A 23101-nucleotide genomic window follows, 5' to 3' on the forward strand; every position below is an offset into this window, starting at 1 on the left:
TTTGGGAAAAGCATTCACGGGATTCAGCTTCCTGACGCTGGGCTGAGTTCGTGCCAGCGCTCGCCGGCTCCGATGCCGAGGAGTCCGAAGACCGTTTGGATGGTGCTCCGCAGCCTGTCCAGTTCCAGGCAGGCTGCCCTGTGGGTGGCCGTTGCATCAGCAACGGTTGTCTTTCGAAAGGTGATGGTGTGTCCGGGCCTGGCCTGCGCCAGGGCGTCCAGGGAGCGGCTGGTGACCACTGCCAGGACCGGATAACCTGCCGTCACGCCGCGTCCCCGGTGCAGGACCAGCAGTTCCTCCCGGGACGGGACCTCGATGGCCCCCACCGGGACGCCGCGGGACAGTACTTCGGAGGTGAGCTGGCGTTCGGGCAGTGCGCCGCCGAGCCGGAGGCCGATGTGGTTGCTCCTGGGGCTGACGGTGTACTGCGAGGTGAAAAGCAGGTCTGCGGTGTCGCCGAACTCCGCCACATCCGGACCGTCGGTGACGTCGATGACCGGGTGGGTGGTGAAGTCCGGTTTGGTCAGGCCCAGCCGGAACAGGGGCAGGCCGTAATGCGGCTGGGTGATGGGGGCGGTGCTCTTTTGCGTGGCGAGTTCGGTTCCCTCAATGAGTTTGAGGCCGAAGCCCACCACCGTGTCCGGGGCGCAGCTGCCCAGCAGGGTGGGCACCGTGAACGATCCGTGGACGGCGATGTAGGCCCGGAGCCCGGTACGGATTCCACGGACTGCCACTGTTTCGCCGGCCCGGACCGAGACCGGCTCCCACTGCGGGCAGTCGCGGCCGCCCACGGTGAGGTCCAGCGGTGCGCCGGTGACGGCGATCAGCAGGTCCGTGGTGGCGCGCATCCGAAAATCCAGTGCGGTGAGTTCCAGCAGCGGTTCGTTGTCCGTGTTCCCGGCCAGGATGTTGGCGGCCTTGGCCGAGAACTGGTCCAGGGCGCCGTTGACCGGGAGGCCAAAGCCAGGGCCCTTGGTGCGGCCGAGGTCGGTGACCACGGAGTGCCCGGGCTGCAGGATGACGAGGGATCCGGTCATGGCCGCGCCTCCAGGAACTGGCCGGCGAGGCTTTCGAAATCCCCTTCCGGGATGGCGTAGAAGCGCAGTTCGTCGCCCGGAACGTAGGGCACCAGCGGTTCACGGGTGGCGTCGAGGACGGTCAGCGGCGTCTGGCCGATGACACACCAGCCACCGGGTGCCGTGGCCGGGGCAATCACTGCCTGGCGTCCGGCCACGGAGACTGCCCCTGCCGGGACGGAGAGCCGTGGATCCTTGAGCCTCGGGACGGGGAACGGGAAGTCCGGCCCGTCCATCATGGGAGAGCCCGCGGGTGCTCCCAGGCAGCGGATGACGTAGGTCTTTTCGGTGTGCCGGGCAATGACGTCAGCGGCGTCCAGGCCCTGCTGTGCTGCCACGCGGTCCAGGTCCGGTCCGTAGCTGCCGCCGTACACCACCGGCACTTCGAAGCGGCGGGGTTCGCGGACGGTGGCGCCGGTGAAGTCCAGCTGGCGCATGGCGAGGAGCACGAAGGCCCGGACCTGCCGCGCGGAGGTGAGGTAGGGATCGAATTCCACCAGTACGGAGTCGTAGGTTGGCACGGCGCCGTGGACGCCGTCCACGCCGGCCGCCGCCAGCCACTCTGCCAGGGAGTGGACGGTGGCCCAGTCGGCCTCGGCGTTGCCGGAAGTTGCCACCACCCGGAGGGCAGCGTCACCCGACTCGTGGATTTCCAGTGCCGCGGGGGCGGCGATGGTTGGGGCCGGCATGGTCAGGAAACCTTCTGCTTCGCGGCGAGCACCTGCGCCAGCGGGGCCACGGTGACGCCGGCGGCGATCAGTTCGCTGCGGATCAGGCGGGCCAGTTCGACGGCGCCGGGGTTGTCCCCGTGCAGCAGGATGGTGTCTGCCTGGATGGCGAGGTCCCTGCCGGTCGCCGTGGTGATCAGGCCTTCGCAGACCATCCGGACCGTCCGTTCGACGATGGCTGCGGGGTCGTGGATGACGGCGCCGGGCTGGCTGCGGGGAACCAGGATGCCGTCCTCCTGGTAGGCGCGGTCGGCGATGCCCACGATGGCTACCTGCAGGCCACGGTCAGCTGCGGCGGTGGCCAGTTCGCCGTCCTGGGCGAGCACGATCAGGCGGGGGTCCACGCGGGCTGCGGCGTCGGCCACGGCCTCTGCGTAGTCGGCGCGGGTGGCTACGAGGTTGCCGAGGCGTCCGTGCGGTGCCAGGTGAGAGACGGATCCGCCGTGGTAGGCGGCGAAAGCGGTGAGGGCGCCGAGCTGGTACACGACGTCGTTGCGGACCTCGTCCGCGGTGAGGTCCATGGCGCGGCGGCCGAAGCCGCGGAGGTCCGGGAAGCTCGGGTGGGCACCGATGCCCACTCCCTTGCGGACGCATTCGGCAACGGTGGCGTTCATGATGTCCGGATCGCCGGCGTGGAATCCGCAGGCGATGTTGGCGCTGGACACGATATCCAGGAGGGCCTTGTCGTCGCCGATCGAGTAGGCACCAAAACCTTCACCAAGATCCGCTACGAGATCAACTGTGGGCATTGCGGGCCTTCCTCTGCTGCATGTTCGGGGATGTAAAAAAGTGTGACACCGGAGACTTGACTCACACAAAGACGTAATCGGTATCACGGGATAGGGGACGGTTATGACCCCCGCTTGCGGCGTTGTGGCCGACACCTGGAAATGTACTTATGGCGTGTTTCGGAAATGTAAAAACAATGCGGCCAAATGATGCCTCTGCGGTTTATGCAAAATGCATATGCCGTCATCGGAAGCCGCTATGACCGGAGCGGGGATAGAATGTTCTGGTCATTGGGAAGTCATCTGCAATTAACCTATGCCTGAGGCCGGGATCACACAAAGACGTAATGCCTGTCCCGCCATAGCGCCAACGTATGACCCCCTGCAGCACTGTGCCGTCCCCGCCGGAAAGAGGAACGCTATGGACACCCGCAAGCTGGCGTACTTCGTGAAGATCGTCGATTCCGGCAGCATCACCAAGGCAGCCGCCGCCCTCCATGTCGCCCAGCCGGCCCTGAGCCAGCAGGTTTCATCCCTGGAAACCGAGCTGAAGCAGCGGCTCCTGATCCGGAGCAAGCAGGGAGTGGAGCCCACCGCCGCGGGCCACACCCTCTACCGCCACTCCCAGACCATCCTGAGGCTGGTGGAGCAGGCACGGCTGGATGTGGCGGCATCCGGCGCTGCGCCGTCCGGCCGGGTTTCCATCGCGATCGCCCCTTACAGCATGGCGTCCAGCCTGACGCCGCGGATCATCAGCGAAGTGAACCGGCGCTACCCGGATATCGTGCTGCACCTGACGGAGATTTACGGCGGTGTACTTAGCGAGGCCATCAAGAACGGCCGGCTGGACATGGCCCTGATTTACGAGCCCGGGCCCATCCGGGGCGTGCAGTTCACCACCCTGATCGTCGAGGACCTGTACCTGATCGTCAACGGTGGCCGCGAGCTCCCGGTGGGGCCGGAGGCGGACACCATCGCCCTGGAGCAGGCCGCCACGCTGGGCCTCTTCCTGCCGGAGCAGATCCACACGCTGCGGCAGGTGGTGCAGGCCGGCATCGAGGGCAAGGGGCTCACGCTCCGGCTGGTGGGCGAAGTGGAATCGGTTCCATCGCTCACCCGGCTGCTGCGCAGCGACCTGGGGGCCACCATCCTGCCGAAGTCGGCGGCGGACGCCCTGTTCCATGAGGAGGACTTCCGGGTCCTGCGGATCGTGGATCCGGCACTGCAATGCAAGATCGCCCTGTGCACCCCGGACCATGAGCCGCTGTCCGAGGCCGGGTCCGCCGTGCTGCTGGTCCTGAAGGAAATGCTGCAGGAAATGCTCCGCAGCAAATACCCGCCGATTTCCGCCGAAAAGCCTGCCGCCTCGAATTAGCCATCATAAGGCGGCCTTATCAGGTCACGCTCCATTAGTCTTATCCATGGAATTGCGGGCGTTCTAGGATAAAAGCCATAAGGGTTCGCCAACGGCGTTTACCCGGCACAAATGATTCCTTGGAGCCCAGCCATGAAAAAGATCACCAGCCTGCAATACCGGAAGTCCTCGGACCGAAGGATCCAGCTCAAGGCGGGCACCGGCTCGCATTGCCCTACCAACGGGTTCTGGCGGCCTGAGGACGGGCCGGCGTCGGACCCTGTTTTTGTCTTTGAGGGAAGCATGATGCCGCCGGGTAAGCGTGGCTCCACCATGTGGTACCTGGATGACACCCAGGTTGGCCCGCCGGCGCACCTCCTCCCCGGCATGAACTGACAGTTTCACCACAGCAGAAGGGCCCGGAGTTCCGAAAGGAACCCCGGGCCCTGCTTTGTGGTTACAGCGCGGGTTCGAGTTCGGCGTCCTCCACCAGCAGGCCCTTGGCCTTGAGGACGTCCGTGAGCTTGCACAGCTCGATGGTGGTGCCGCCCTCCTTGTAGAGGCGGATGAGTTCGTCCTCGGCGTCAACGCGTGCCTGGGACAATGCGATGACTTCCTCGATCTCGTCCTTCCGGACCACCACGACGCCGTCGGCGTCGCCCAGCAGGACGTCGCCGGGGTAGACAATTTCGTCGCCGAAGACCAGCGGGTGGTTGATGGGGCCAATGGTTTCCTTGACGGTGCCCTTGATGCAGACGCTGCCGGAGAACACGGGCAGGCCGAGCTCGATCAGGTCCTTGGTGTCGCGCACGCCGGAATCGGTGACCATGGCGGCGACGCCCTTTGCCTTCATGGCGTTGCCCAGCACGTCGCCAAAGGTTCCGGCTTCCTCGAATTCACCGGCCGCCACCAGCACAACGTCGCCCTTCCGGGCGTAGTGGATGGCCACCTGCAGCATGAGGTTGTCCCGCGGCGCGCACACTACGGTGACGGCCGGGCCGCAGAAGGACATGCTGCGGTCAATCGGCTTGATCTTCGAGCTCAGCGCACCCTTGCGCCCCTGGGCTTCGTGGACCGTGGCGGAGGAGAACTTGGACAGTCGTTCGATGGCGTCCTCGGAGGGCTTGTCGAACTTGGTCTTGACGTGGATCACGGGATGGCTCCTAAAGGGGCTGGAAAGGGAGGTGTAGCAGCGGGCAGGTGCGGAACGTAGGGCTCAGGAGAGCGCCAGGACCGCTTTTTCGATGGCAGCGATGGATTCCTCGATCACAGGCAGTCCCGTGGCGTAGGAGATCCGGAAGTAGGGGCCCACGCCGTAGGCCGAGCCCTGGATGACAGCCACGGAGGCGGCGTCCAGCAGGTAGAGGGTGAAGTCCTCGTCGTTCGCGATAAGTTTCCCGTCCGGCGTGGTCTTGCCGATGACCCCGCCGCAGTTGACGTACGCGTAGAAGGCGCCTTCCGGCGTCGCGCATTTAAGGCCTTCGATGGCGTTGAGCCCGGCAACTGCCGCGTCCCGGCGTTCGCGGTACACGGCCACGCTTTCGCGGACGAAGGACTGGTCGCCGGTGAGTGCCGCGGCGGCGGCCGCCTGGCTGACGGACGACGGGCAGGAGGACATCTGGGACTGGAGCTTGTTGATGGCTGCCACCAGGGGCGCCGGCCCGCCGGCGTAGCCGAGCCGCCAGCCGGTCATGGCGTAGGCCTTGGAGACACCGTTGGTGACCAACACGCGGTCCTTGAGTTCCGGCGCCACGGCAACCAGGCTGGTGATCGGTTCCGCGCCGAAGTGGATTTCGTCGTAGATCTCGTCGGTGAGGACATGGACCGCGGGGTGCTCCTTGAGGACCGCGGCCAGGCCGGCAAGTTCGGAACGGGAGTAGACAGCCCCGGTGGGGTTGGACGGCGTGTTGAGGATGACCCACTTGGTGCGGTCCGTGAGGGCGGCTGCCAGCACCTCCGGAGTCAGCTTGAAGCCGGTGTCCTCGGAGCAGGGGACGATCACCGGTGTGCCCTCGTTGGCGAGCACCATGTCCGGGTAGGACACCCAGTAGGGGGCGGGAATGACCACTTCGTCACCTGCATCCAGGGTGGCCATGAAGGCGGTGAAGATGACCTGCTTGCCGCCGCCGCCGATGGTGATCTCGCCGGGCGTGTACTGCTGCCCGGTCTTGCGCTCGAGCGTCTGGAGAATGGCCTGCTGGAGTTCGGGCGTTCCGGTGACCGAGGTGTACTTGGTTTCGCCGCGGCCAATGGCGGCGACGGCGGCGTCCTTGATGTGCTGGGGGGTATCGAAATCCGGTTCACCCACCGTCAGGTCCAGGATCCGCCGGCCCTCGGCCTTGAGCTCCCGGACACGGGCCGCTGCGGCCACGCTGGGTGAGGTATTGATTCGGGTGACGCGTGACGCTGGCACGAATTCAGGCATGTTCTCTTCCGGGGCCTTCCACTGCGGACGGAGTGTGATTCATTCGAGCGTAGGGAAGGAACACCCCGCTTGGATAAGACCTAAAGTGCGTGGACGGATAAGCGGCCCTTATGACACCGCACCCAGAAGAATCCGCTATAACACCACGCCAAATTGGTATTCCCCGCCCGGCGGCGGGGCCGCGTAGCGTGGCAGGCTGGACATCCTCCTTCCCGCGCTCCGCGTCATGGCGTACGACGGCGGCCGCCGGCTTTCCGCCGTCCGCCTGGGGTTTGTCCTCCGCTACTTTCGTCCCAGGAGCCTTTTGGCAGCAAGGAGCCGGCCGTGTCCGCCCACCATGCCTTCCGTCCAACGGCCGCTGCCGCTGCGACTGCGACTGCGGCAGCCAATCACTCCGGCGGCTCCCCAGGGGGTGCATACAGGTACCGGGGAACACCGCAGCCGGACCCTGCCGCCGCCCGGGTTGGCGAGATCCGGGATCTCCTGGAGCAGCAGCGGCGGATGATTTCCCTCCGGTCCAGCCGGCTGCGTGCCCTGTTCTCCGAGCTCAACGAACGCGTGGCGCAGGCAGTCTGCGACGGCGTGAAGGTCACCGTCATCGCGCGGGCTGCGGGCGTGCCTGTCACCACGGTCCGCGGCATCGGGCTGGGCCGGGACGGGCTGTACCCCTCGGGCCTGCCCGCCGAGGACCAGTTGCGCACCATTGCCGGGATCGCGGACGAGGTGTCCTCCGTCGAAGCGGCGCGTGCCGCCGTCGAACGCCACCGCGTCCAGGTGCTGGCGGACGCGAGGAAGCAGCGCCTGCTGGATGATTACCAACTCGCCTCCGCGAGCGGCCTGAAGCACGACGAAATCCGCAAGATGACCAGGGGCGTGAACACCCGGCCGGAGGACTGACCGGCTGCGCCCGGCACCGGGGACGGATGGGAATATTGTGGCCCCGCCCCGGCGTTGTTGCCCTGTTCGGAAGAATCTGTCCAGAAGAATCAGTCGGGAACAATCCCGACGGAAGAACCTGTCCAGGCGATTCCGGATTTCAGCAGCCAGAGAGGAGAACGCATTAATGGCAGTTGATTACGACGCTCCCCGGGTGACGCCGGAAGACGAACCGAACGTAGCCATCGAGGAGCTGAAGGCCGATAAGCCGGGACGCCGGGAGGCCGCTCCCGATGTGGACGAGACGGACCTTGCGGACAGCTTCGAGCTCCCCGGAGCCGATCTGTCCCACGAGGAACTGCAGGTCCAGGTGGTCCCGGTCCAGGCGGATGAATTCACCTGCATGTCCTGCTTCCTGGTCCACCACCGCAGCCAGCTGGCACGGGAAAAGGACGGGAAGAAGTACTGCAGGGAATGCGAGTCCTGAGCGGTCATGCGGAGGCGGCTGACGGCCGCTTCCGCCCGGACCGGTTGGCCCGCCGATAACGGAAAGCCCTTTCCAAGGCTCGCCGGTCCTGATTGAATGAAGCACGCCACCCTTTCTTCAATCACACAGAACGGCTTTCACAGTGCGCATCAATGACAACGGGGCATGGTGCTGGTTCCAGGACGAACGCGCCCTCATCGATCCGGCCAACAACACCCTGCTGGTGGGTTCCGTCGCCGCTCCGGAAGGCCCAGGCGGCACTGACCGCGGCGGCAACATCGAGGTCTCAGTGCTTGACCCCGCCACGGGGCACAGCCAGGTCCACGTGCTGCACGAACGGCTGGAATCCGATGACCACAACGCCCCGGCGCTGCTGATCCGGCCGGACGGCAGGTACGTGGCCATGTACGCCCGGCACAAGACGGACAACTACTCCCGCTGGCGCGTATCCGTGCGGCCGCATGACGCCTCCGAATGGGAGCCCGAGCAGGTCTTCGACTGGACCGAACTGGCCGGCGGCCGCGGTGCCACCTACTCCAACCTGCACCGGCTGGACGCCGAGTCCCGCGTCTACAACTTTGTCCGCGCCATCAACGACGACCCCACCATGCTGGTGTCCGCGGACGACGGCAGCACCTGGAGCTACGGCGGCAAGCTCTTCACCCGCGCCAAGGTGGGTTACGTCAACGGCTACACCCGCTACTGGGGCAACGGGGTGGACCGGATCGACCTCATCACCACGGACCACCACCCCCGCGACTTCAACAACAGCATCTACCACGGTTTTATCCGCGACAATGCGCTGCACGACGCCGAAGGCCGGGTGGTGAGCAAGCCGCTCCTGGGGTCCGCGGGCGTCAACCAGGACACCCTCACCACCGTTTTCCGGGCCGGCACCGAGATCGACGGCGACGTCCTCACCCACGCCTGGACGGCAGACCTGCGGGGGCAGGGCAACCAGCTGGCGGCAATCATCAGCTGCCGGGCCAACGACGTGAACGGGCCGCTCCAGCGCCAGCAACGGCTCGACGTCGACGACCACCGGCTGCTATACGCGCGCTTCGACGGAACGGAGTGGGCCCTGCACCCGCTGGCCGTGGCCGGCCCGGGCCTGCTTCCCCATGAGCAGGACTACACCGGACTGGGCGCCGTGGATCCCAACAACCTGGACCAGGTCTACGTTTCCACGCCAGTCCACCCCGGCACCGGCGAAGCCACGGACCACTACGAGATCTACCGGGGACGGACGGCCGACGGCGGAGCCAGCTGGAGCTGGAGCGCGGTGACCGAAAACTCCGGCTCCGACAACCTCCGCCCCCTGGTGGTTCCCGGCGATCCCTCGGTCCACGCCGTGCTGTGGTTCCGCGGCAGCATGGCCTCTTCCCAGGCGTACACCGCCGAGGTGGTGGGACGGGTGGGCAGCCCGGACGAGAGCTGACGGACGAATCCGCAGCCCCCCCTGACCGATTGTGATCGAACCGCCATAAATCGGTTGACCGTTCAGGAGGGCCCGCAAAGAATGGTTGAAACGATATTCCTTACAGACCGGGGAGACCCTTGCACTACCTTCCAGAGGGCCGCCCGGTCCTGACAGTTTCCACCCTGGGCGCCCCCGGCGAAGGGCTCGGCACCGTTCTGGGCTGGCTGGCCGAACACGGCGTGGCAGGCGTTGAACTGCGGCTTGCGCCGGGCCAGATCGCAGCACCGGCGATGACCCGGCAGGACCGTGCCCGCCTCCGCTCGGAGGTGGCGGACGCCGGCGTGGCCATCACGGGGCTGGCCAGCTACATCCGCATGGCAGATGCGGTGCCGGACGAACTCGTGGTGGGCGCCCTGGAGGCCGCGCTGTTCCTGGCCGCGGACCTCGGAGCGCCCACAGTCCGGGTCTTTCCCGGCGCCCCCACGGAGCCCGCCGAGTACCAGCAGGTTCCCGTGACGACGACGGCCCGCAACGAAGTCAACGCCCTCGCCGCCGGGCGACTCACCGCCGTCGGCCGCGTTGCCGAAGAACTGGACGTGTTCCCTGCGCTGGAAACCCACGACTCCCACCCCCGTGGAGAAGACATTGCCGCCATCCTGGGCCAGGTGGAGGGAAGGGTGGGTGCGGTGTGGGACCTGATGCACCCCTGGCGCGTGGGCGAAAGCCTCGAGGATACGTGGAACATCCTGGCGCCCTGGCTCACCAACGGCCTGGGCAGCGTCCAGGTCAAGGACGCCGGGCTGCCGGAGAGCCGGACGCCGGTGACGATCGGAGATGGGACCCTCCCGGTGGACGGTTTTGCGCAGCTCCTCAAGGACCGCGGCTACACCGGGCTGCTGTGCCTGGAATGGGAGAAGGCATGGCACCCCGATGCCGTCCGGCTGGACGCCGCCATCGCATCCACCAGGGCATGGTACCTGCGCCACTGGCCGGACAGACCAGCAGTGGTTGAGCAGGCGGCGGTTGGGCAGCCGGCGCCTGACCTGCCGGCCGTGAGCCCCGGCGAGCCGCCCGTTTCAGCCCAAGAAACCGTTGTGGAGACACCGTGAACGCCCAGCCAGACCTCAATTTCGATTACTCCCCCTGGACCTTCCGGGACAACGCCTCCCCCGCGCAGCGTGAGGCGCAGCTGGAACGGCAGCGGACCCTGGCCGGCAAGGACGGCATTACCATCGGCGAGGGGGCCTACGTTTCCGCGCTGGCCATGGTGGACCCGGACAACCTGGCCCTGGGCGACGAATCGCTCATCGCCGCCCACGCGTACCTCACCGGGGACCTTCGGATCGGCAGCAACTGCACCGTGAACGCCTTCACCGTGGTGCGCGGCACCGTCAGCATGGGCGACGGCGTCCGCATCGGCGCGCACACCTCCATTCTCGGGTTCAACCACTCCATGGAACCGTCCGCACCGGTGTTCCGGCAGCCGCTCACCAGCAAGGGCATCGTCTTCGGCGATGACGTCTGGATCGGTTCCAACGCGGTGGTGCTCGACGGCGTCACGGTGGGTTCCCACGCGGTCCTCGCCGCCGGTGCCGTGGTCACCAAGGACGTGCCCGACTGGGCGGTGGTGGGCGGCAATCCGGCACGGTTTATCCGCGACAGGCGGACTCCCCGCAGGCCTGCCGGCGGCGGCGATGGGATCCTGCGTGAACGGCTTGCGTCCTTCGCCGGAACGGCCCGCGCGGACGCCCCGGAGATCATCGCCCGCTCGTGGCAGCAGGAGGCGTCCGGCACCGGCGGCTTCGGCGAAGGCCGCTACGTGGACCGTCCGGGTGCGGCGGCAACGGTCCGGGCCCACTGCGACGCGGTCGAAATCGCGGATCTCCTCCTCCGCACCACTCCCCCGCAGCTCAGCAGGGACGCACACGCGGACCGGCTCCGGTCCCTGCAGGATCCGCGGACGGGCCTGGTGCCCGAGTACGGCCCGGACGGGCTGCCGGACGCCGGAGAAGAACTGGCTTTCGGGCACGGGGCGGCCACGTATCACGTGCTCTCCGTGGGGTACGCCCTCGATCTGCTGGGAAGCGGATTCAAGCACCCCATCCACGCGGTGGCCGGGACCGGGCCTGCGGATCTGGCAGCCCGGCTGAACGCGCTGCCGTGGCGGAAGGAAGCCTGGGAATCCGGCGCTTGGGTGGACGCGTGGGGAACCGCGGAGTATTGGAACCTGGCCCATGCTGCGGACGCAAACCCCTTGAGCACCGGCACCCTTGAGGCCCTGTTCGGCTGGCTCCTGACCCGGGTCAACAGCGCCGCGGGAACCTGGGGAACCCCTTCCGCCGATACCCGCCTCAAGGTGGTCAACGGCTACTACCGGCTCACCCGCGGCACCTTCGCCCAGTTCGGACTGCCGGTCCCCCACCCGGAACAACTGATCGACACCGTCCTGGAGCACGGAGCTGATCCCCGGTATTTCGCAGACGGCCGGCAGAACGCCTGCAACGTGCTCGACGTGGTCCATCCCCTCTGGCTCGCACGGAAACAGGTGACGCACCGGGAGGCGGACATCAAGGCCTGGGCCGCAACGCAACTGGACCATGCCCTGGGCCAGTGGCAGCCGGGGCGGGGCATGGCCTTCAGCGCGGCACCCGAAAGCGGCCAGCAGAACCTCCCCGGCCTGCAGGGCACCGAAATGTGGCTCAGCATCATCTGGTACCTGGCGGACCTGCTGGGACATTCGGAGGCCCTGGGCTACCGCCCCCGCGGCGTGCACAGGCCGGAGCCGGCCTTCCTGCTTCCCACGCTGTAGCGGCCGGCCGCAGCGGGCTGTTCATTGATTGAAAACCGGGCCTGACGCGCGGCGGGCGGTCCGTCATGCTGGTGGGGACTCACATTCCGGCCGTGCCGGGCGACCCGAAAGAAGGAACCGATGTCCCTCAGCGTGGAGGAAATGAACAAGCAGCTGCCGGTGGCCAATGCGCTGCCGGGCGAGGCCGTCCCCTACTACATGGCCTCCGGCGAGGGCGCCCGGTACGAGATCAACGGGCAGCTGGTCACGGTCATCGCCCGCGCCGCGGACACCGGCGGCATCTTCAGCGCCGCCTACATCTCCGGCGGCATGGGCGCCGAATCCCCGTTCGTCAGCCACAGCATCGAGCACAAGACCCTGTACGTTTTCGACGGCATCCTGCACGTCTGGCTGCCGGGCGAGAGCCGCATCCTGACTCCCGGCGATTCGGTGGTCATCCCGCCGAACACGCCGCACGCCTACCGTATGGCCAGCCACTACACCCGGTTCCTGAACTGGATGACGCCCGGCGGCGGCGAGGCGTACTACGAGCGAGTGGGCACGCCCATCGATTCGCACGTCCCGCCGGTCCGCGCCGGCCGGTCCGCGAGCCTGCAGGAGCAGGCCGAGGTGGGTGCCGAGTTCGGCATCACCTTCCCGGACGTGGAGCGCGTGGCGCCGTCGTTCAAGCACGACGCCGGGCTGCCGCCCACACAGAGCCCCTACTTCCTCAGCGCCGGCGAGGGTGAGCGGCTGGCCAGCTACCAGACGATGTTCACCTACCTGTCCCGCCCGGCCAACACCGGGTCCAACTACTTCGCCGTGCACACCAAGGGCGCCAAGTCGCCCTACATCCCGCTGCACTTCCACTCCGAGCACACCGAGAACTTCCTCTGCACCGAGGGCCGGATGTGGCTCTACGCCAACGGCCGAGAGATGCTGCTGACGAAGGGCGACTTCGTGCACGCCCCCGCCGGCACCATCCACTCGTTCGCGCTCGACGCGCACAACACCCAGATGGTGGGCTTCCTGACGCCGTCGGTGTTCAACGGGTTCTTCGAGTACTTCAACAAGCCCACCGAGGACTACATGTACACCGAGGGCGGCGAGCCCTACATGGACATGGAAGGCTTCGGCCGGGCCCAGGCGGAGATGGACCTGACCGTCGTCGGACCCCCGCCGCAGCGCCGGGCAGCCCTCGACATCCCCTAGCGCCAGCCGCCACCGCCACCGCAGAAGGCCCGGACTTCCGAAAGGAAATCCGGGCCTTCTGCGATTCAGAGACCATCCATTGCTCCGTAACCGCCGTTTTGGCGCCTGATAAGGGCCCATGCGGAGCAATCGATGATTGGGGTGGGTCAGGCGGTGGCTTGCTTGACCAGTTCGCGGCCGTAGTCGTTGCCGTTGGGGGTGCGGACCACGGTGTGCATATGGAACGGGGCAGGTTCATCGTTGCTGAGGAACACGCCGGTGTGGTGGTCGAGTTCCAGCACCACTACCGGGCTCTGCAGGCGGAAGTAGAACGCCTCGTCCCCCTCCCAGCCGCCGATCCAGCTGAAGTACGTCTCGCCGTATTGCTCCTGGATTTCCCGACGGCGGGCGGCGCGGGGTCCGTCCGGAAGGTAGCCGATGAAGTCGTCCACCACGGCGTCCAGGAGTTCGCGGGCTTCCACCGGCATGTCCGCCACCAGGATGCCCTCGTAGGGGATCACCCGGTTGTCCTGGAAGCAGCCGCCCAGGTGCCGCTCGTCGCCCGGGTGGATCCGGCCTTCAGGCATTGCCGGGTCCACCATGGACCCGTAGGCCACGGCAAGGGAACGAAGGTCCGCAGGCAGCGCACCCATCAGCTGCCGGCCCAGGGCGATGCGCTCCTTGAAGACCTTCACGCCCCGGTGCGGGCCGGCGTCGATCATGTCCGGCTCGGCGCCCATGAAGACCGGTGAGATCACCAGCTGGCTGCCTGCCACCAGGCAGTTAATCGCCGCGTGGTGGCCAAAAAGCTGCCATCCCCAAGGTTCCGTTTCGGACGGCTCCCCGTAGAGCGCAAAGTTGTAGCTGAACTCGTTCATGAGCAGCGGCAGTTCCACCAGGTCGCCCAGGAAGCCGTTGATGCGCATCAGGTTCCGCACCAGTTCAAACCCTTCCCCGGACAGGCTCGCCTCCACCACGCCAAGGATCGCGTCCCGGACCGGCTCGCCGAGTTCGTCCAGGCGAAGCCCGGTATCGTGCTGCATGAACTCGGGGTTGGCCCAGCTCTGCCACTCGGGCGCGTCCACGGCGTAGGAGAGCTTCCCCGCCTGTTCCGGCGTGATGGTGCCCAGGAGCTTGCGCGCGGCGGCCACCATGTCCGCCGTCGGCCCTTCCTCCCCGGCCCGGGCGGGAGCGAGCGGAAACAGGCCTTCCCGGCGGACGCCGTCGCTGGTGATGCCGGCAAAGGGCTGCGGGTACAGCTTCTGCCAGCCCTCAATCATCGGGCCTGCGAAGGAGTCGGTCTTCGCGGCCTCGGCATATTCGCGGGCGTTCAGGCCACGGATCTCCGCAACGCGCGGATGGTCCGGGGCAAACAGGTAGTCACGGAATGACGGCGTCGACACGGGCGCTCCTCGCTGGAAAATCTGCTGCTGGAACTTCTTCTGCTGGGATTTCTGTGACCGGCTCGTGTGCCGGCCCGGTGCCTGCGGCTTCTCGCCGCGAACCGGGAAGCCGGCCCGCCGCGATGGACAGCGCGGCCGCGGCGGCTTCGGCTGAATTGCCGCGCCACGCCACGTGCTGGTCGGGCCGGACCAGCACGGCGTCGGCGCCCCATTGATCGGAAAGGGGGGTGCCGTCGTCGGAAGGCCCGACGGCGGCGACGGTCACCGGAATGCCCTGCCGGGCCGCCGCCTCCACCACCGGCGCAAAAGCCTCATCCGCCGGCACTCCGCCCAGCACGGCGGCGTCGGCCAGCAGCGTGAAACCGGGGCCCAGCGCACTGTAGAGAGAGTAGGACTGCGCCAACCAGGCATGCGGCAGCAGTGAGCCCGGGCTGGCGGACGGGACGTAGTGGATGGGGTCCTCGGGCGGCACAGGCAGGCCGTCGGGCACCACCAGGGGCGAGCCAGTGTACGCATAGCCCAGCACCAACCCCAGGGAATCGAACTCGCTCTGCTTCACGGCCAACGCGTCACGGGCGGTGAGCCGGGCGGCATCACCGTCAGGCCCGGATGCCGCCAGCTCCGGATCAGCGAAGTGGTACGCCAGCGCTTTGCCGTTCCGTGCGGCGTCGCCGATGGTGCGGTCCGCCACCGGCCGGCGCTCCTGGCCGTAGCTGGCCAACAGCGCAGGTCCGCCCCACCCGTTGATGGTGGCGGCCAGCTTCCAGGCCAGGTTGGCGGCATCGCCAATGCAGGTGTTGAAGCCGTGGCCGCCCCACGGCGGGTTGAGGTGCGCGGCGTCGCCCACCAGGAAAATGGTGCCGCGGCTGTACTGAGGGGCCAGCAGCATGCGGGCGGTCCACGGATCGGTGGCGAGCACCTCGATGTCCACCTCGGTGCCCACCAGCGCGCGGACCATGGCGCCCGCGTCCTCCGTGCTGACGGTGACGGACGGGTCCACACCCTGCACGATGGCCCACCAGGTACCGTCCAGGTCCATTGGCCCCACCATGCCGGACGTGTCCGAGCCCACCACCCAGTACTGCACGGCCGGGTCCAGGGTGATGGCCGGGGCCAGCGCCCCGGAGCGGAACAGGATGCTGATGTTGGACAGCGCCGCGGAGCCGCCCTCCAGGCGGATCCCCAGGCTGCGCCGGACTGCGGAGGATCCGCCATCGGCGCCGATCACATATTCCGCCGCAATGGTGTGGGCGGCACCGGACGTTCCATTCGAAACAACGGCGGTGTGCGCCGCCGGGGCAGTTTCACCCGAGGCATGGACCTCGCTGACAGCCCATCCGGTCACGAATGTCACCAGCGGATGGCTGCCGACGGCGGCCCGGAGCACTTCCTCGAGGACCGGCTGCGGCACCTGCTGCCCGCCTTCGGGCTGCGGGCCGTAGCGGCCGGGGACCAGCTGGAAGGCGTTGGAAAAGCGCCGCAGCTCGTGGGCAGCCGGGCCTGTCAGTCCGGTGCAGAAGATGACGTCCTGTGCGTAGTCCACCGGTAGTGGCGACGCGCCCCGGAGGGCCTCGGCAAGCCCCAGCCGGCGCAGGTGCGTCATGGTGCGGGCGTTGGTGGTCTTGGCCCGTGGCCTGGTGTGGTCCACGCCGGTGCGGGGTTCGATCACGGTGCTGGCGACGCCGCGGGAGGCGAGGTCCAGCGCCAGGAACAGCCCGCTGGGGCCGCCACCGGCAATGAGGACCTGGGCCTCCTGGGGGATGTCCGCCGCAGCCGTCACGGGGAAAATGCGGGGGAAGGTGCCCTGCGAGGTGTCCATCAGGCACGGCTCCGCAGGGAAGTGTCGCCCACGGGGGTGGTCAGGCTGCCGAGCTTCTCGATCTCCACCACCACGGTGTCGCCGGGCTGCAGCAGCCACTGCGGGGTGCGGGCGTAGCCCACGCCTTCCGGGGTGCCGGTGGCGATGACGTCGCCCGGGTGCAGCGTGAAGGTCTGGCTGATGAGCGAGATGATGGCCGGCACGGAGAAGATCATGTCCCGGGTGTTGCCGTTCTGGGCTTCGATGCCGTTCACCAGGGTCCGGACCTGGAGCCCGTCCCGGAGATCGCCCACCTCGTCGCGGCTGACCAGCGGACCCAGCGGCCCGCTGAAATCGCCGTTCTTGCCCAGCGTCCACTGCGAGGTCAGTTTCTGGGCCTTGCGGGAGGTGATGTCGTTGAAGGTGGAGTAGCCAAAGACGGCGTCCGCCGCGGCGGCCTCGTCTGCCGATTCGACCCGGCGGCCGATGTAGGCGGCCACTTCCCCCTCCCAGTCCAGCCCGGCCTCACCGGCGGGGACGGGAACCGGGACATTGCCCACGGACAGGGACGCCGTCCAGCGGGCGAACAGGGTGGGGTACGGGGGCAGTTCCAGGTCCTTGAAGCTTCCTTCGGCCACGTGCGCCTTGTAGTTCAGGCCCACGCAGATCACCCGGGCCGCGGCCGGGACGAGGGGCACCTCGGTGACGCTGCCCCGCTCCAGCCAGGCGCCGGCGTCGGACGCGTCATTGCCCTCCGCGCCGGCATGGGACGAAACGCCGGCAACCAGCGTGGCTGCCTTGTCCTGCCAGCCCTCGGGGTCGGCCCAGAAGTCGGTGACTGTGGCCAGCGGGAGGACGTGCGATCCGGCGAGGGCTGCCGCCCAGGGTTCGCCGTTGTGGTTGATGCCGATGAACTGCATGAGGTGGCCTTTCAGGTCTGGCGGCCGGGCAGGCGGGCTGCCCGGGCGTAGTGGAAAATCAGTGCTCCGACTGGCGGCGGAGGAAATCGAGGGTTGCTGCGGTGGCCGCTTCGGCGGCCGCGCTGCTGCCGTCCGGGGTGGCCCACATATGGTCCGCGCCGTCCAGCAGGAGAAGTTCGACGGCGGCGCCCGCGTCTTCCAGCGCCCCGGCAAGGGCGGCGGACTGGGCCGCCGGGACGAACCGGTCCGCCGTGCCATGGATGAGGAGGAAGGGAGGGGCGCCCGCATGCACGTAGGCGAGGGGGCTGGCGGCCCTGGCCCTGTCCGGGGCGTCGGCGGGCTGGGCACCGATGAGGAGTGCTTCCCGGGAACCGGGATCGTCGGCACTGGCAACGGCGTCGGGCCGGGCCTGGGCTCCCATCAGCACCAGGTCGGTGGGCGGATACCAGGCCACCACCGCGGCGACACTGTCGGCGGTCCCCGTGCCGCCGTCGTCCGCAAACGCCGCTGACCCGGCGGTCAGGCCAACCAGGCTGGCGAGGTGGCCGCCCGCGGAATCACCCCACGCGTAGATGCGCCCGGGGTCCACGTTGTAATCGGCGGCGTGGTCCCGGATCCAGCGGACCGCGGCCTTGGCGTCGTGCAGTTGGGCGGGAAAGGTGGCGGTATCCGTGAGCCGGTAGTCGGCGGAAGCCACCACAAAGCCGGCGTTCACCAGCTGTTCAATGGGGCTGAGCCCGAAACCGTCCACCGTGGGCCCCAGCGAGGAGCGCTCCCCGGTCCGCCAGCCGCCGCCGTGGAAGTGGACCACCGCGGGGTGCGGGGAAGCGGTGCCCCGGGCGGGATCCGCCGGGAGGTAGAGGTCCAGCAGCAGCGGCGCTCCGCCGCCGGGGCGGGCGAACTCAATCCCCCGAAGGATCCGCCCCGCCGTCGTCGTTGACTCCATGTGTACCGCGCCGTTCTGTCCCGTGATGATCCCGTGGTGACTGCCTGACAAGCCCGGTGTGGGCTGCGTCATGAATCAACTGTGGGGTATCGGGAAGCCGCACGGCGCGGCCGGTTTCACTGAATGAAAAGGGTTGCTGGCTGCGGCTTATCGCGGGGCGTAGTGGGCGGCGAGCTTCGCGAGTCCTTCGTCCAGCGACACCGCAGGGGTCCAGTCCAGGAGCTCCCGGGTGCGGCGCTGGTCGAACCAGTGGGCGGTGGACAGCTGCTCCGCGAGGAACCTGGTCATGGGCGGCTCTTCGGTGCGTCCGGCCCACAGCCACAGCTTTTCCACCACGGACCCCACACCCCGGGCCACGGCTCCGGGAACGGCCCACGTCGGCGCCGCAACGCCGCCGGCAGCACAGATGCCGGCCAGAAGTTCACCCACTGGGCGGGGCTCGCCGTTGCTGACCACCACCGCCTGTCCGTGGACGCGCTCCATCCGTTCCAGCGCGGCCACCATGGCGGACGCCGCGTTGTCCACGTAGGTGGTGTCGATCAGGGCAGCTCCGGCGTCCAGCAAGGGCAGGCGGCCGACGGCGGCGCGGGCCAGGACGCGCTCCACCAGTTGGGTGTCGCCCGGGCCCCAGACGATGTGCGGGCGCACGGCGGCCACCCGGAAGCCCGGGGAATCAGCGGCCAGGGCCAGCAATTCGGCGGCGCCCTTGGTGCGGGCGTAGTCGCCGTGCGCGTGCTCCGGGTCTGCCGGTCCCGCGCCCAGCCCCACGATGGCGGCCCCGGAATTCGCCACGGACGGGGAAGAAACGAACACGAAGTCCCGAACGCCCGCCGCCCGCGCGGCGTCCAGGAGCCGGCGGGTGCCCTCGATGTTCACCTCGTCGAACTCCGCCGCGCGTCCGGTGAAGGAGACCTTCGCGGCGAGGTGAATGATGCCGTCCTGGCCCCGGACGGCGTCCTTCAGCACCCCGGCATCGGTGATGGACCCGCGGAGGTCCGTAGCGCCGTCGACCCCCGACGGGCGCCGCTGCAGCGTGGTGACGGTGTGGCCCTCGCGGACCAGGAGCCGCGCCACGGCGCCGCCGAGCATGCCGCTGGCTCCGGTGACCAGGACCCTCACGGTTTACCCGGCCGGCCGCCGGCCAGCACGCGCGTTGCCCAGCGCGAAAGCCGTGTCCTGTCGATCTTGGCGTTATGCCGGATGTCGGTGGGCTGCGCGGGAACGGCCAGCACAGCGGAGATTTCGACGCCGGCCGTGCGGGCTGCTGCGCGGACGCTTGCGGAGAGGGCGGGTTCAGCCGGTCCCGCGGTGCGCGTTGGAGGCGCGGTTTCGACGACGGCCACCACCGCCTGCGTGCCGGCCGGGCCCACCCCGGTGACCGCCGCCAACCGGACATTGTCCAGCCGTTCGATGGCCTGCTCGGCACCCACCGGGGTTACCGCGGCGCCGGGTGCCGTCACCACGTGGGCGAGGCGGCCTTCCACCCAGAGCCTGCCGGCGGCGTCGAAGTGCCCCACGTCCCCGGTGCGGTGCCAGCCGGGCAGGCCGGCGCTCTCGCGCTGGGTCAGCCAGAGCCTGTCGTACGAGTCCTTGACGTGCGGGGCGCTGACCAGGATTTCACCGGCCACGCCGGCATCCGTCACCGGCGTGGTTCCGGACGCGGTGCCGTCCGCCGCGAGCGGGATGATGGCCAGGCGTGCTCCGTGGACGGGTTTGCCGACGCACACGCCGTTGCCGCCGCCGTGGAGGGTTCCGGCCGCTGTTTCGGCGTCGGCTTCCCTGATCTGTTCCAGGCTGATGTCCGTGACCGGAAGGGCTTCGGTCATCCCGTAGGGGGTGTGCAGCGAGGCCGCGGGGACCAGTTGCTGGACCTCTGCCAGAAGCGGTTCGGGGACGGGGGCTCCGGCGGAGAGCAGCAGCTCAACGCGTGCCAGCGCCTTCAGGCCCGCCTCATCGAGGTGGTCCCGGGTGGCGACGACATTGCGGAGCGCGGCCGGCGAGGCAAACACCACGGTGGCGTCGATGGCTCTGGCAGCGTCGGCCAGCGCGCGGGCTGTCAGCGTTCGGGGTGCCGTGACGTCCATGGCCGGCGTAACGGACACAGCGCCCAGTGCCGGGCCCAGGAGGGCGAACGGAGCGAAACCGGCCACCAGGTTGGACCCTGCCCGGATCCCGAAGGTGCTGGCCACGGTATCCCGCATCGCGGCCAGTTGCCGGTGCGTGTAGAGCACGCCCTTGGCCGGTCCGGTGGAGCCCGAGGTGAACAGCACGGCTGCGGGGGCGTCGGGGTCGGCAGCATCGGCGTGCTGGGCCCCAGCGTGTCCGGCGCCGGGCCGGGTCAGTTCTGCCAGGGAGGTTTCGGCGCCGAGGAGGCGGCGGCGGGCGGCCGGGAGGGTGCCCACGCTGATCCGACGGCCGGGCCAGCCAAGGGCGGCGGCCGCAGCCAGTGCTTTGTCGATGCCGATGATGAAGTCCGGGGTGGCGCCTTTCACGGCGCGGCTCAGGCCCTTGGTTCCCAGTCCGGCGTCGGCCACCACCACCACGGCACCAAGGCGCAGGCAGGCGTAGAGGGCCACGGTGAGGTCGACCCCGGGCGGCACCATGAGGCTGACCCTGCTGCCGCGCTGCACTCCGGCTTTCTCCAGCCCAGCAGCGAGGTCCAGGATCTTCTGGTCCAGCTGTTGCCAGCTGAGCGACCGGGCTGCCGTGCCGTCCGGGGCCATCTCCACGACGGCGGACCCGGTGCCGGCCGGCCCTGCGGCCTGCTCGCCGAGCAGGTCCCAGAGGGGCCGGAATTCAGCGGTTTCCGGCGCCGCCGTGCTAGCTGGGGAGGCTGACGTCGCCGGGGTGGCTGCGATGGCCGAGATATCAGTGGGGGCGGCAGAAATGTCAGCGTCGGCGCCCGAACCAGCGGCCGCGGCAGAAACCGCATCGGCCGGGACCGCACCTTTCAGCGCAGAACCGCCCGAGTCAGAACCGTCCGAGTCAGCGCCCTCCCGGGCGGCAAGCCACTCAAACACCGGCGTGGCAATATCCCGGTCCTCCGCCACAAGGTGTCCAGCACCTTCGAAGCGGTGCACCTTGGCGTGCGGAAGCCTGCCGATGAGGTCTTTGAGGTAGCGGTCGGAAAAGATGGGATCGCGGGGGCCCCAGAGCATCAGGGCCGGGACGGTCAGCCCGCGCAGCCCTTCCGCCACGCCGGCCAGCGCCGCAAAGCTGGGGTGGAATTCGTCCACCGGGATATCGGCCACGAAGTTGCCTACGCCGGACCGCCGGCTGGCGCCCCGGTAGGGGGCCATGTAGGCGGCGTGGATGTCGGCGGCCAGCGGCGGGTGGGCCAGCGAATGGGTCACCCGCAGGAAGGCGTCAGAGGTGACCGTTCCCCACTGGTGCACGGCGGGGTGCAGGGCCAGCCGGAGCGCCGGCGGAATTGTGGAGGTGGATGGCTGGTGGACTGCCGTGTTGGTCAGGACCACCCCGGCGAGCTGGTCCGGGTGCGCCAGCGCCCAGCCCAGGCTGATGACCCCGCCCCAGTCGTGTCCCACGGTGACCACGGGACCGTCCAGGCCCAGCGCCGTGGTGAGGTCGCCCAGGTCGTTGATCCGGTCGGCGAGGCGCCGGAACGTGCCGGTGCGTTCCGAAAACCCCATGTCCAGCTGGTCCACAGCCACCACGCGCCACGGGTGGGCGGGATCGGACCCGGCGGCCAGCAGCGTGCGCCAGAGGTAGGACCAGGTGGGGTTGCCGTGCACGCACAGCAGGGTGCCTGCGGGTGTCAGGCCCCGGGCCTCAAGCTGGGCGCCGTTATCCAGGATGTGCCAGTTGCGGACCGTTCCGGGCTCATCCGCCCCGGAGGTGGAGGGCACGGCAAGTTCGCGGGACCACTGCGGATCCACGCCGGGCCAGGCGGCGGCTACCAAACGATTTCAATCATGGCGGTGTTCAGGCCGGAGCCCACGCCCATGCAGAGAACGCGGTCCCCGGCTTCGAGGGACTGGGATTCGGCGGCAAGCGTCATGGGCAGTGAAGCCGGTCCCACGTTGCCCCAGTGCGGGAACGTGATGGGCACCTTGGCCGGGTCCAGGTCGATGGCATCGATGATGGCCTGGGTGTAGGCGTTGCTTACCTGGTGCGTGACGTACCTGTCCATGGTGGCCCAGTCCCACTCCGGCTGCGCCTCGTGCCAGGCGTCCACCACAAGCTGCAGGCCGCCGTCGAGCAGTCCCTTGGTGTCGGTGTTCATGCCGTCGATGCCGCCCACGCACAGTTCGTGGTGTTCAGTGCCCGCGCGCATCACCCCGCCCACCAGCCGGTGCGCGCCGGGGTGTCCGTCTGCCGGGCCAAGGACGGCCGCGGCAGCGCCGGAGCCCAGGGTGAGTGTGGCGAACTCGCGGTTGAAGTCCTCGCGGGTGGTTTCGGGACGCTGCAGCCGGGCGATCGTCGCTTCCTGTGTTGCTTCGGCGTCCTCGGCGTTGACAATAACGGCGTATTTGATCTGGCCAGAGTCGATCATGTTGGCCGCGAGGGTCAGGCCGTTGACGAACCCGAGGCACGCGTTGGCGAGGTCGAAGTTCATGGCCGACGACGGCAGGCCCAGTCCGTGGTGGATCTTCACCGCAACGGACGGCTCAAGGTTGCGCCGGGTCACCGAGGTGTTGATCAGCAGGCCAACCTCGGACGCTTCCACACCGGCTTCGGCAAGGGCCTTGGCTCCTGCCTCGATGGCGGCGTCGTCAAACGACGTGCCGGCCGCCCACCAGCGGCGGTGCGTGATCCCGGCGACGCGCTCCAGGAGACGGGGCGGGAATTTCAGCCGCTGCAGTGTCGACGCCAGCCGGCGGTCGAAGTCAACGGAACTCACGATCCTTGGAGCTTCGACGCTGCTCACCGAGAGCAGCGCGGTGTTGGTGTGACGGAAGGTTGCATTACCTACCAATTCAAGCCCCTGTTCGTTTCTGTCC

Annotated in this window: 20 protein-coding genes; 8 read left to right on the forward strand and 12 right to left on the reverse strand. The window is 68.5% G+C overall.

What is annotated here, in order from left to right; all coding sequences use genetic code 11:
• Window positions 1-23 precede the first annotated feature (23 nt).
• Genes AC1DBN_RS12915 through AC1DBN_RS12925 form a run of 3 tightly spaced genes read right to left on the reverse strand, consistent with a single transcriptional unit; the run spans window position 24 to window position 2553 of the window.
• Window positions 24-1037: a 5-oxoprolinase subunit C family protein gene (locus AC1DBN_RS12915; protein WP_314216006.1), complete on the reverse strand. Its 1014-nt coding sequence runs from the start codon at window positions 1035-1037 to the stop codon at window positions 24-26.
• Window positions 1034-1765, reverse strand: a complete 732-nt coding sequence (locus AC1DBN_RS12920) for a 5-oxoprolinase subunit B family protein (RefSeq protein ID WP_091717644.1) — start codon at window positions 1763-1765, stop codon at window positions 1034-1036. Before AC1DBN_RS12920 ends, AC1DBN_RS12915 begins: the two co-directional genes overlap by 4 nt.
• Before the next feature lie 2 nt (window positions 1766-1767).
• Window positions 1768-2553 (reverse strand): LamB/YcsF family protein, encoded by a 786-nt coding sequence (locus tag AC1DBN_RS12925; protein WP_477723378.1) that lies wholly within the window; start codon window positions 2551-2553, stop codon window positions 1768-1770.
• A gap of 400 nt (window positions 2554-2953) precedes the next feature.
• On the opposite strand from AC1DBN_RS12925, the gene nac reads away from it, so the two are divergent.
• On the forward strand, window positions 2954-3907 hold the full coding sequence (gene nac, locus AC1DBN_RS12930) for a nitrogen assimilation transcriptional regulator NAC (protein WP_477723379.1): 954 nt from the start codon (window positions 2954-2956) through the stop codon (window positions 3905-3907).
• A gap of 132 nt (window positions 3908-4039) precedes the next feature.
• Window positions 4040-4282 carry a hypothetical protein gene (locus AC1DBN_RS12935; protein ID WP_426765292.1) on the forward strand — a complete coding sequence of 81 codons (243 nt, stop codon included), beginning with the start codon at window positions 4040-4042 and terminating at the stop codon, window positions 4280-4282.
• Window positions 4283-4343: 61 nt separating this feature from the next.
• On the opposite strand, the gene AC1DBN_RS12940 is transcribed toward AC1DBN_RS12935, so the two are convergent.
• Entirely contained in the window at window positions 4344-5039 is a 696-nt protein-coding gene (locus AC1DBN_RS12940) for a 4-carboxy-4-hydroxy-2-oxoadipate aldolase/oxaloacetate decarboxylase (protein WP_091717628.1), read from the reverse strand.
• Window positions 5040-5102: 63 nt separating this feature from the next.
• A complete protein-coding gene (locus tag AC1DBN_RS12945) occupies window positions 5103-6311 on the reverse strand; it encodes an aspartate transaminase (protein WP_477723380.1) in 1209 nt (402 codons plus the stop codon).
• A 324-nt stretch (window positions 6312-6635) separates the two neighbouring features.
• Here AC1DBN_RS12945 and AC1DBN_RS12950 point away from each other — a divergent pair, with 324 nt between their 5' ends.
• From AC1DBN_RS12950 to AC1DBN_RS12975, 6 genes are all read left to right on the forward strand, one after another.
• The gene (locus AC1DBN_RS12950; RefSeq protein WP_477723381.1) at window positions 6636-7208 is read left to right on the forward strand and encodes a hypothetical protein; all 573 of its coding nucleotides are present in this window, start codon (window positions 6636-6638) and stop codon (window positions 7206-7208) included.
• A gap of 166 nt (window positions 7209-7374) precedes the next feature.
• Entirely contained in the window at window positions 7375-7674 is a 300-nt protein-coding gene (locus tag AC1DBN_RS12955) for a DUF4193 domain-containing protein (protein WP_056082606.1), read from the forward strand.
• Window positions 7675-7816: 142 nt separating this feature from the next.
• On the forward strand, window positions 7817-9112 hold the full coding sequence (locus tag AC1DBN_RS12960) for a BNR-4 repeat-containing protein (protein WP_477723382.1): 1296 nt from the start codon (window positions 7817-7819) through the stop codon (window positions 9110-9112).
• A gap of 119 nt (window positions 9113-9231) precedes the next feature.
• On the forward strand, window positions 9232-10203 hold the full coding sequence (locus AC1DBN_RS12965) for a sugar phosphate isomerase/epimerase family protein (RefSeq protein ID WP_477723383.1): 972 nt from the start codon (window positions 9232-9234) through the stop codon (window positions 10201-10203).
• Window positions 10200-11903 (forward strand): acyltransferase, encoded by a 1704-nt coding sequence (locus AC1DBN_RS12970; protein WP_477723384.1) that lies wholly within the window; start codon window positions 10200-10202, stop codon window positions 11901-11903. Before AC1DBN_RS12965 ends, AC1DBN_RS12970 begins: the two co-directional genes overlap by 4 nt.
• Window positions 11904-12023: 120 nt before the next feature.
• On the forward strand, window positions 12024-13094 hold the full coding sequence (locus AC1DBN_RS12975) for a quercetin 2,3-dioxygenase (RefSeq protein ID WP_091717618.1): 1071 nt from the start codon (window positions 12024-12026) through the stop codon (window positions 13092-13094).
• 146 nt (window positions 13095-13240) lie between these two features.
• Here the strand turns inward: AC1DBN_RS12975 and AC1DBN_RS12980 are convergent, their stop codons facing one another.
• From AC1DBN_RS12980 to AC1DBN_RS13010, 7 genes are all read right to left on the reverse strand, one after another.
• Complete coding sequence (locus AC1DBN_RS12980; protein ID WP_477723385.1) at window positions 13241-14476, reverse strand: DUF3500 domain-containing protein; 1236 nt, start codon at window positions 14474-14476, stop codon at window positions 13241-13243.
• Window positions 14454-16295: an FAD-dependent monooxygenase gene (locus AC1DBN_RS12985; RefSeq protein ID WP_477723386.1), complete on the reverse strand. Its 1842-nt coding sequence runs from the start codon at window positions 16293-16295 to the stop codon at window positions 14454-14456. The genes AC1DBN_RS12980 and AC1DBN_RS12985 overlap by 23 nt, the downstream gene beginning before the upstream one ends.
• Window positions 16295-17194, reverse strand: coding sequence for a fumarylacetoacetate hydrolase family protein (locus tag AC1DBN_RS12990; RefSeq protein ID WP_091717612.1), 900 nt, complete (start codon window positions 17192-17194; stop codon window positions 16295-16297). Before AC1DBN_RS12990 ends, AC1DBN_RS12985 begins: the two co-directional genes overlap by 1 nt.
• Window positions 17195-17252: 58 nt before the next feature.
• Entirely contained in the window at window positions 17253-18212 is a 960-nt protein-coding gene (locus tag AC1DBN_RS12995) for an alpha/beta hydrolase (protein WP_091717610.1), read from the reverse strand.
• A 75-nt stretch (window positions 18213-18287) separates the two neighbouring features.
• Window positions 18288-19259 (reverse strand): NAD-dependent epimerase/dehydratase family protein, encoded by a 972-nt coding sequence (locus AC1DBN_RS13000; RefSeq protein WP_091717608.1) that lies wholly within the window; start codon window positions 19257-19259, stop codon window positions 18288-18290.
• The gene (locus tag AC1DBN_RS13005) at window positions 19256-22060 is read right to left on the reverse strand and encodes an alpha/beta fold hydrolase (protein ID WP_477723387.1); all 2805 of its coding nucleotides are present in this window, start codon (window positions 22058-22060) and stop codon (window positions 19256-19258) included. The genes AC1DBN_RS13000 and AC1DBN_RS13005 overlap by 4 nt, the downstream gene beginning before the upstream one ends.
• Window positions 22054-23076: a 3-oxoacyl-ACP synthase III gene (locus tag AC1DBN_RS13010; RefSeq protein ID WP_091717604.1), complete on the reverse strand. Its 1023-nt coding sequence runs from the start codon at window positions 23074-23076 to the stop codon at window positions 22054-22056. Before AC1DBN_RS13010 ends, AC1DBN_RS13005 begins: the two co-directional genes overlap by 7 nt.
• Between the last annotated feature and the right edge of the window lie 25 nt (window positions 23077-23101).

The organism is Pseudarthrobacter sp. 10T415 (assembly GCF_056394175.1).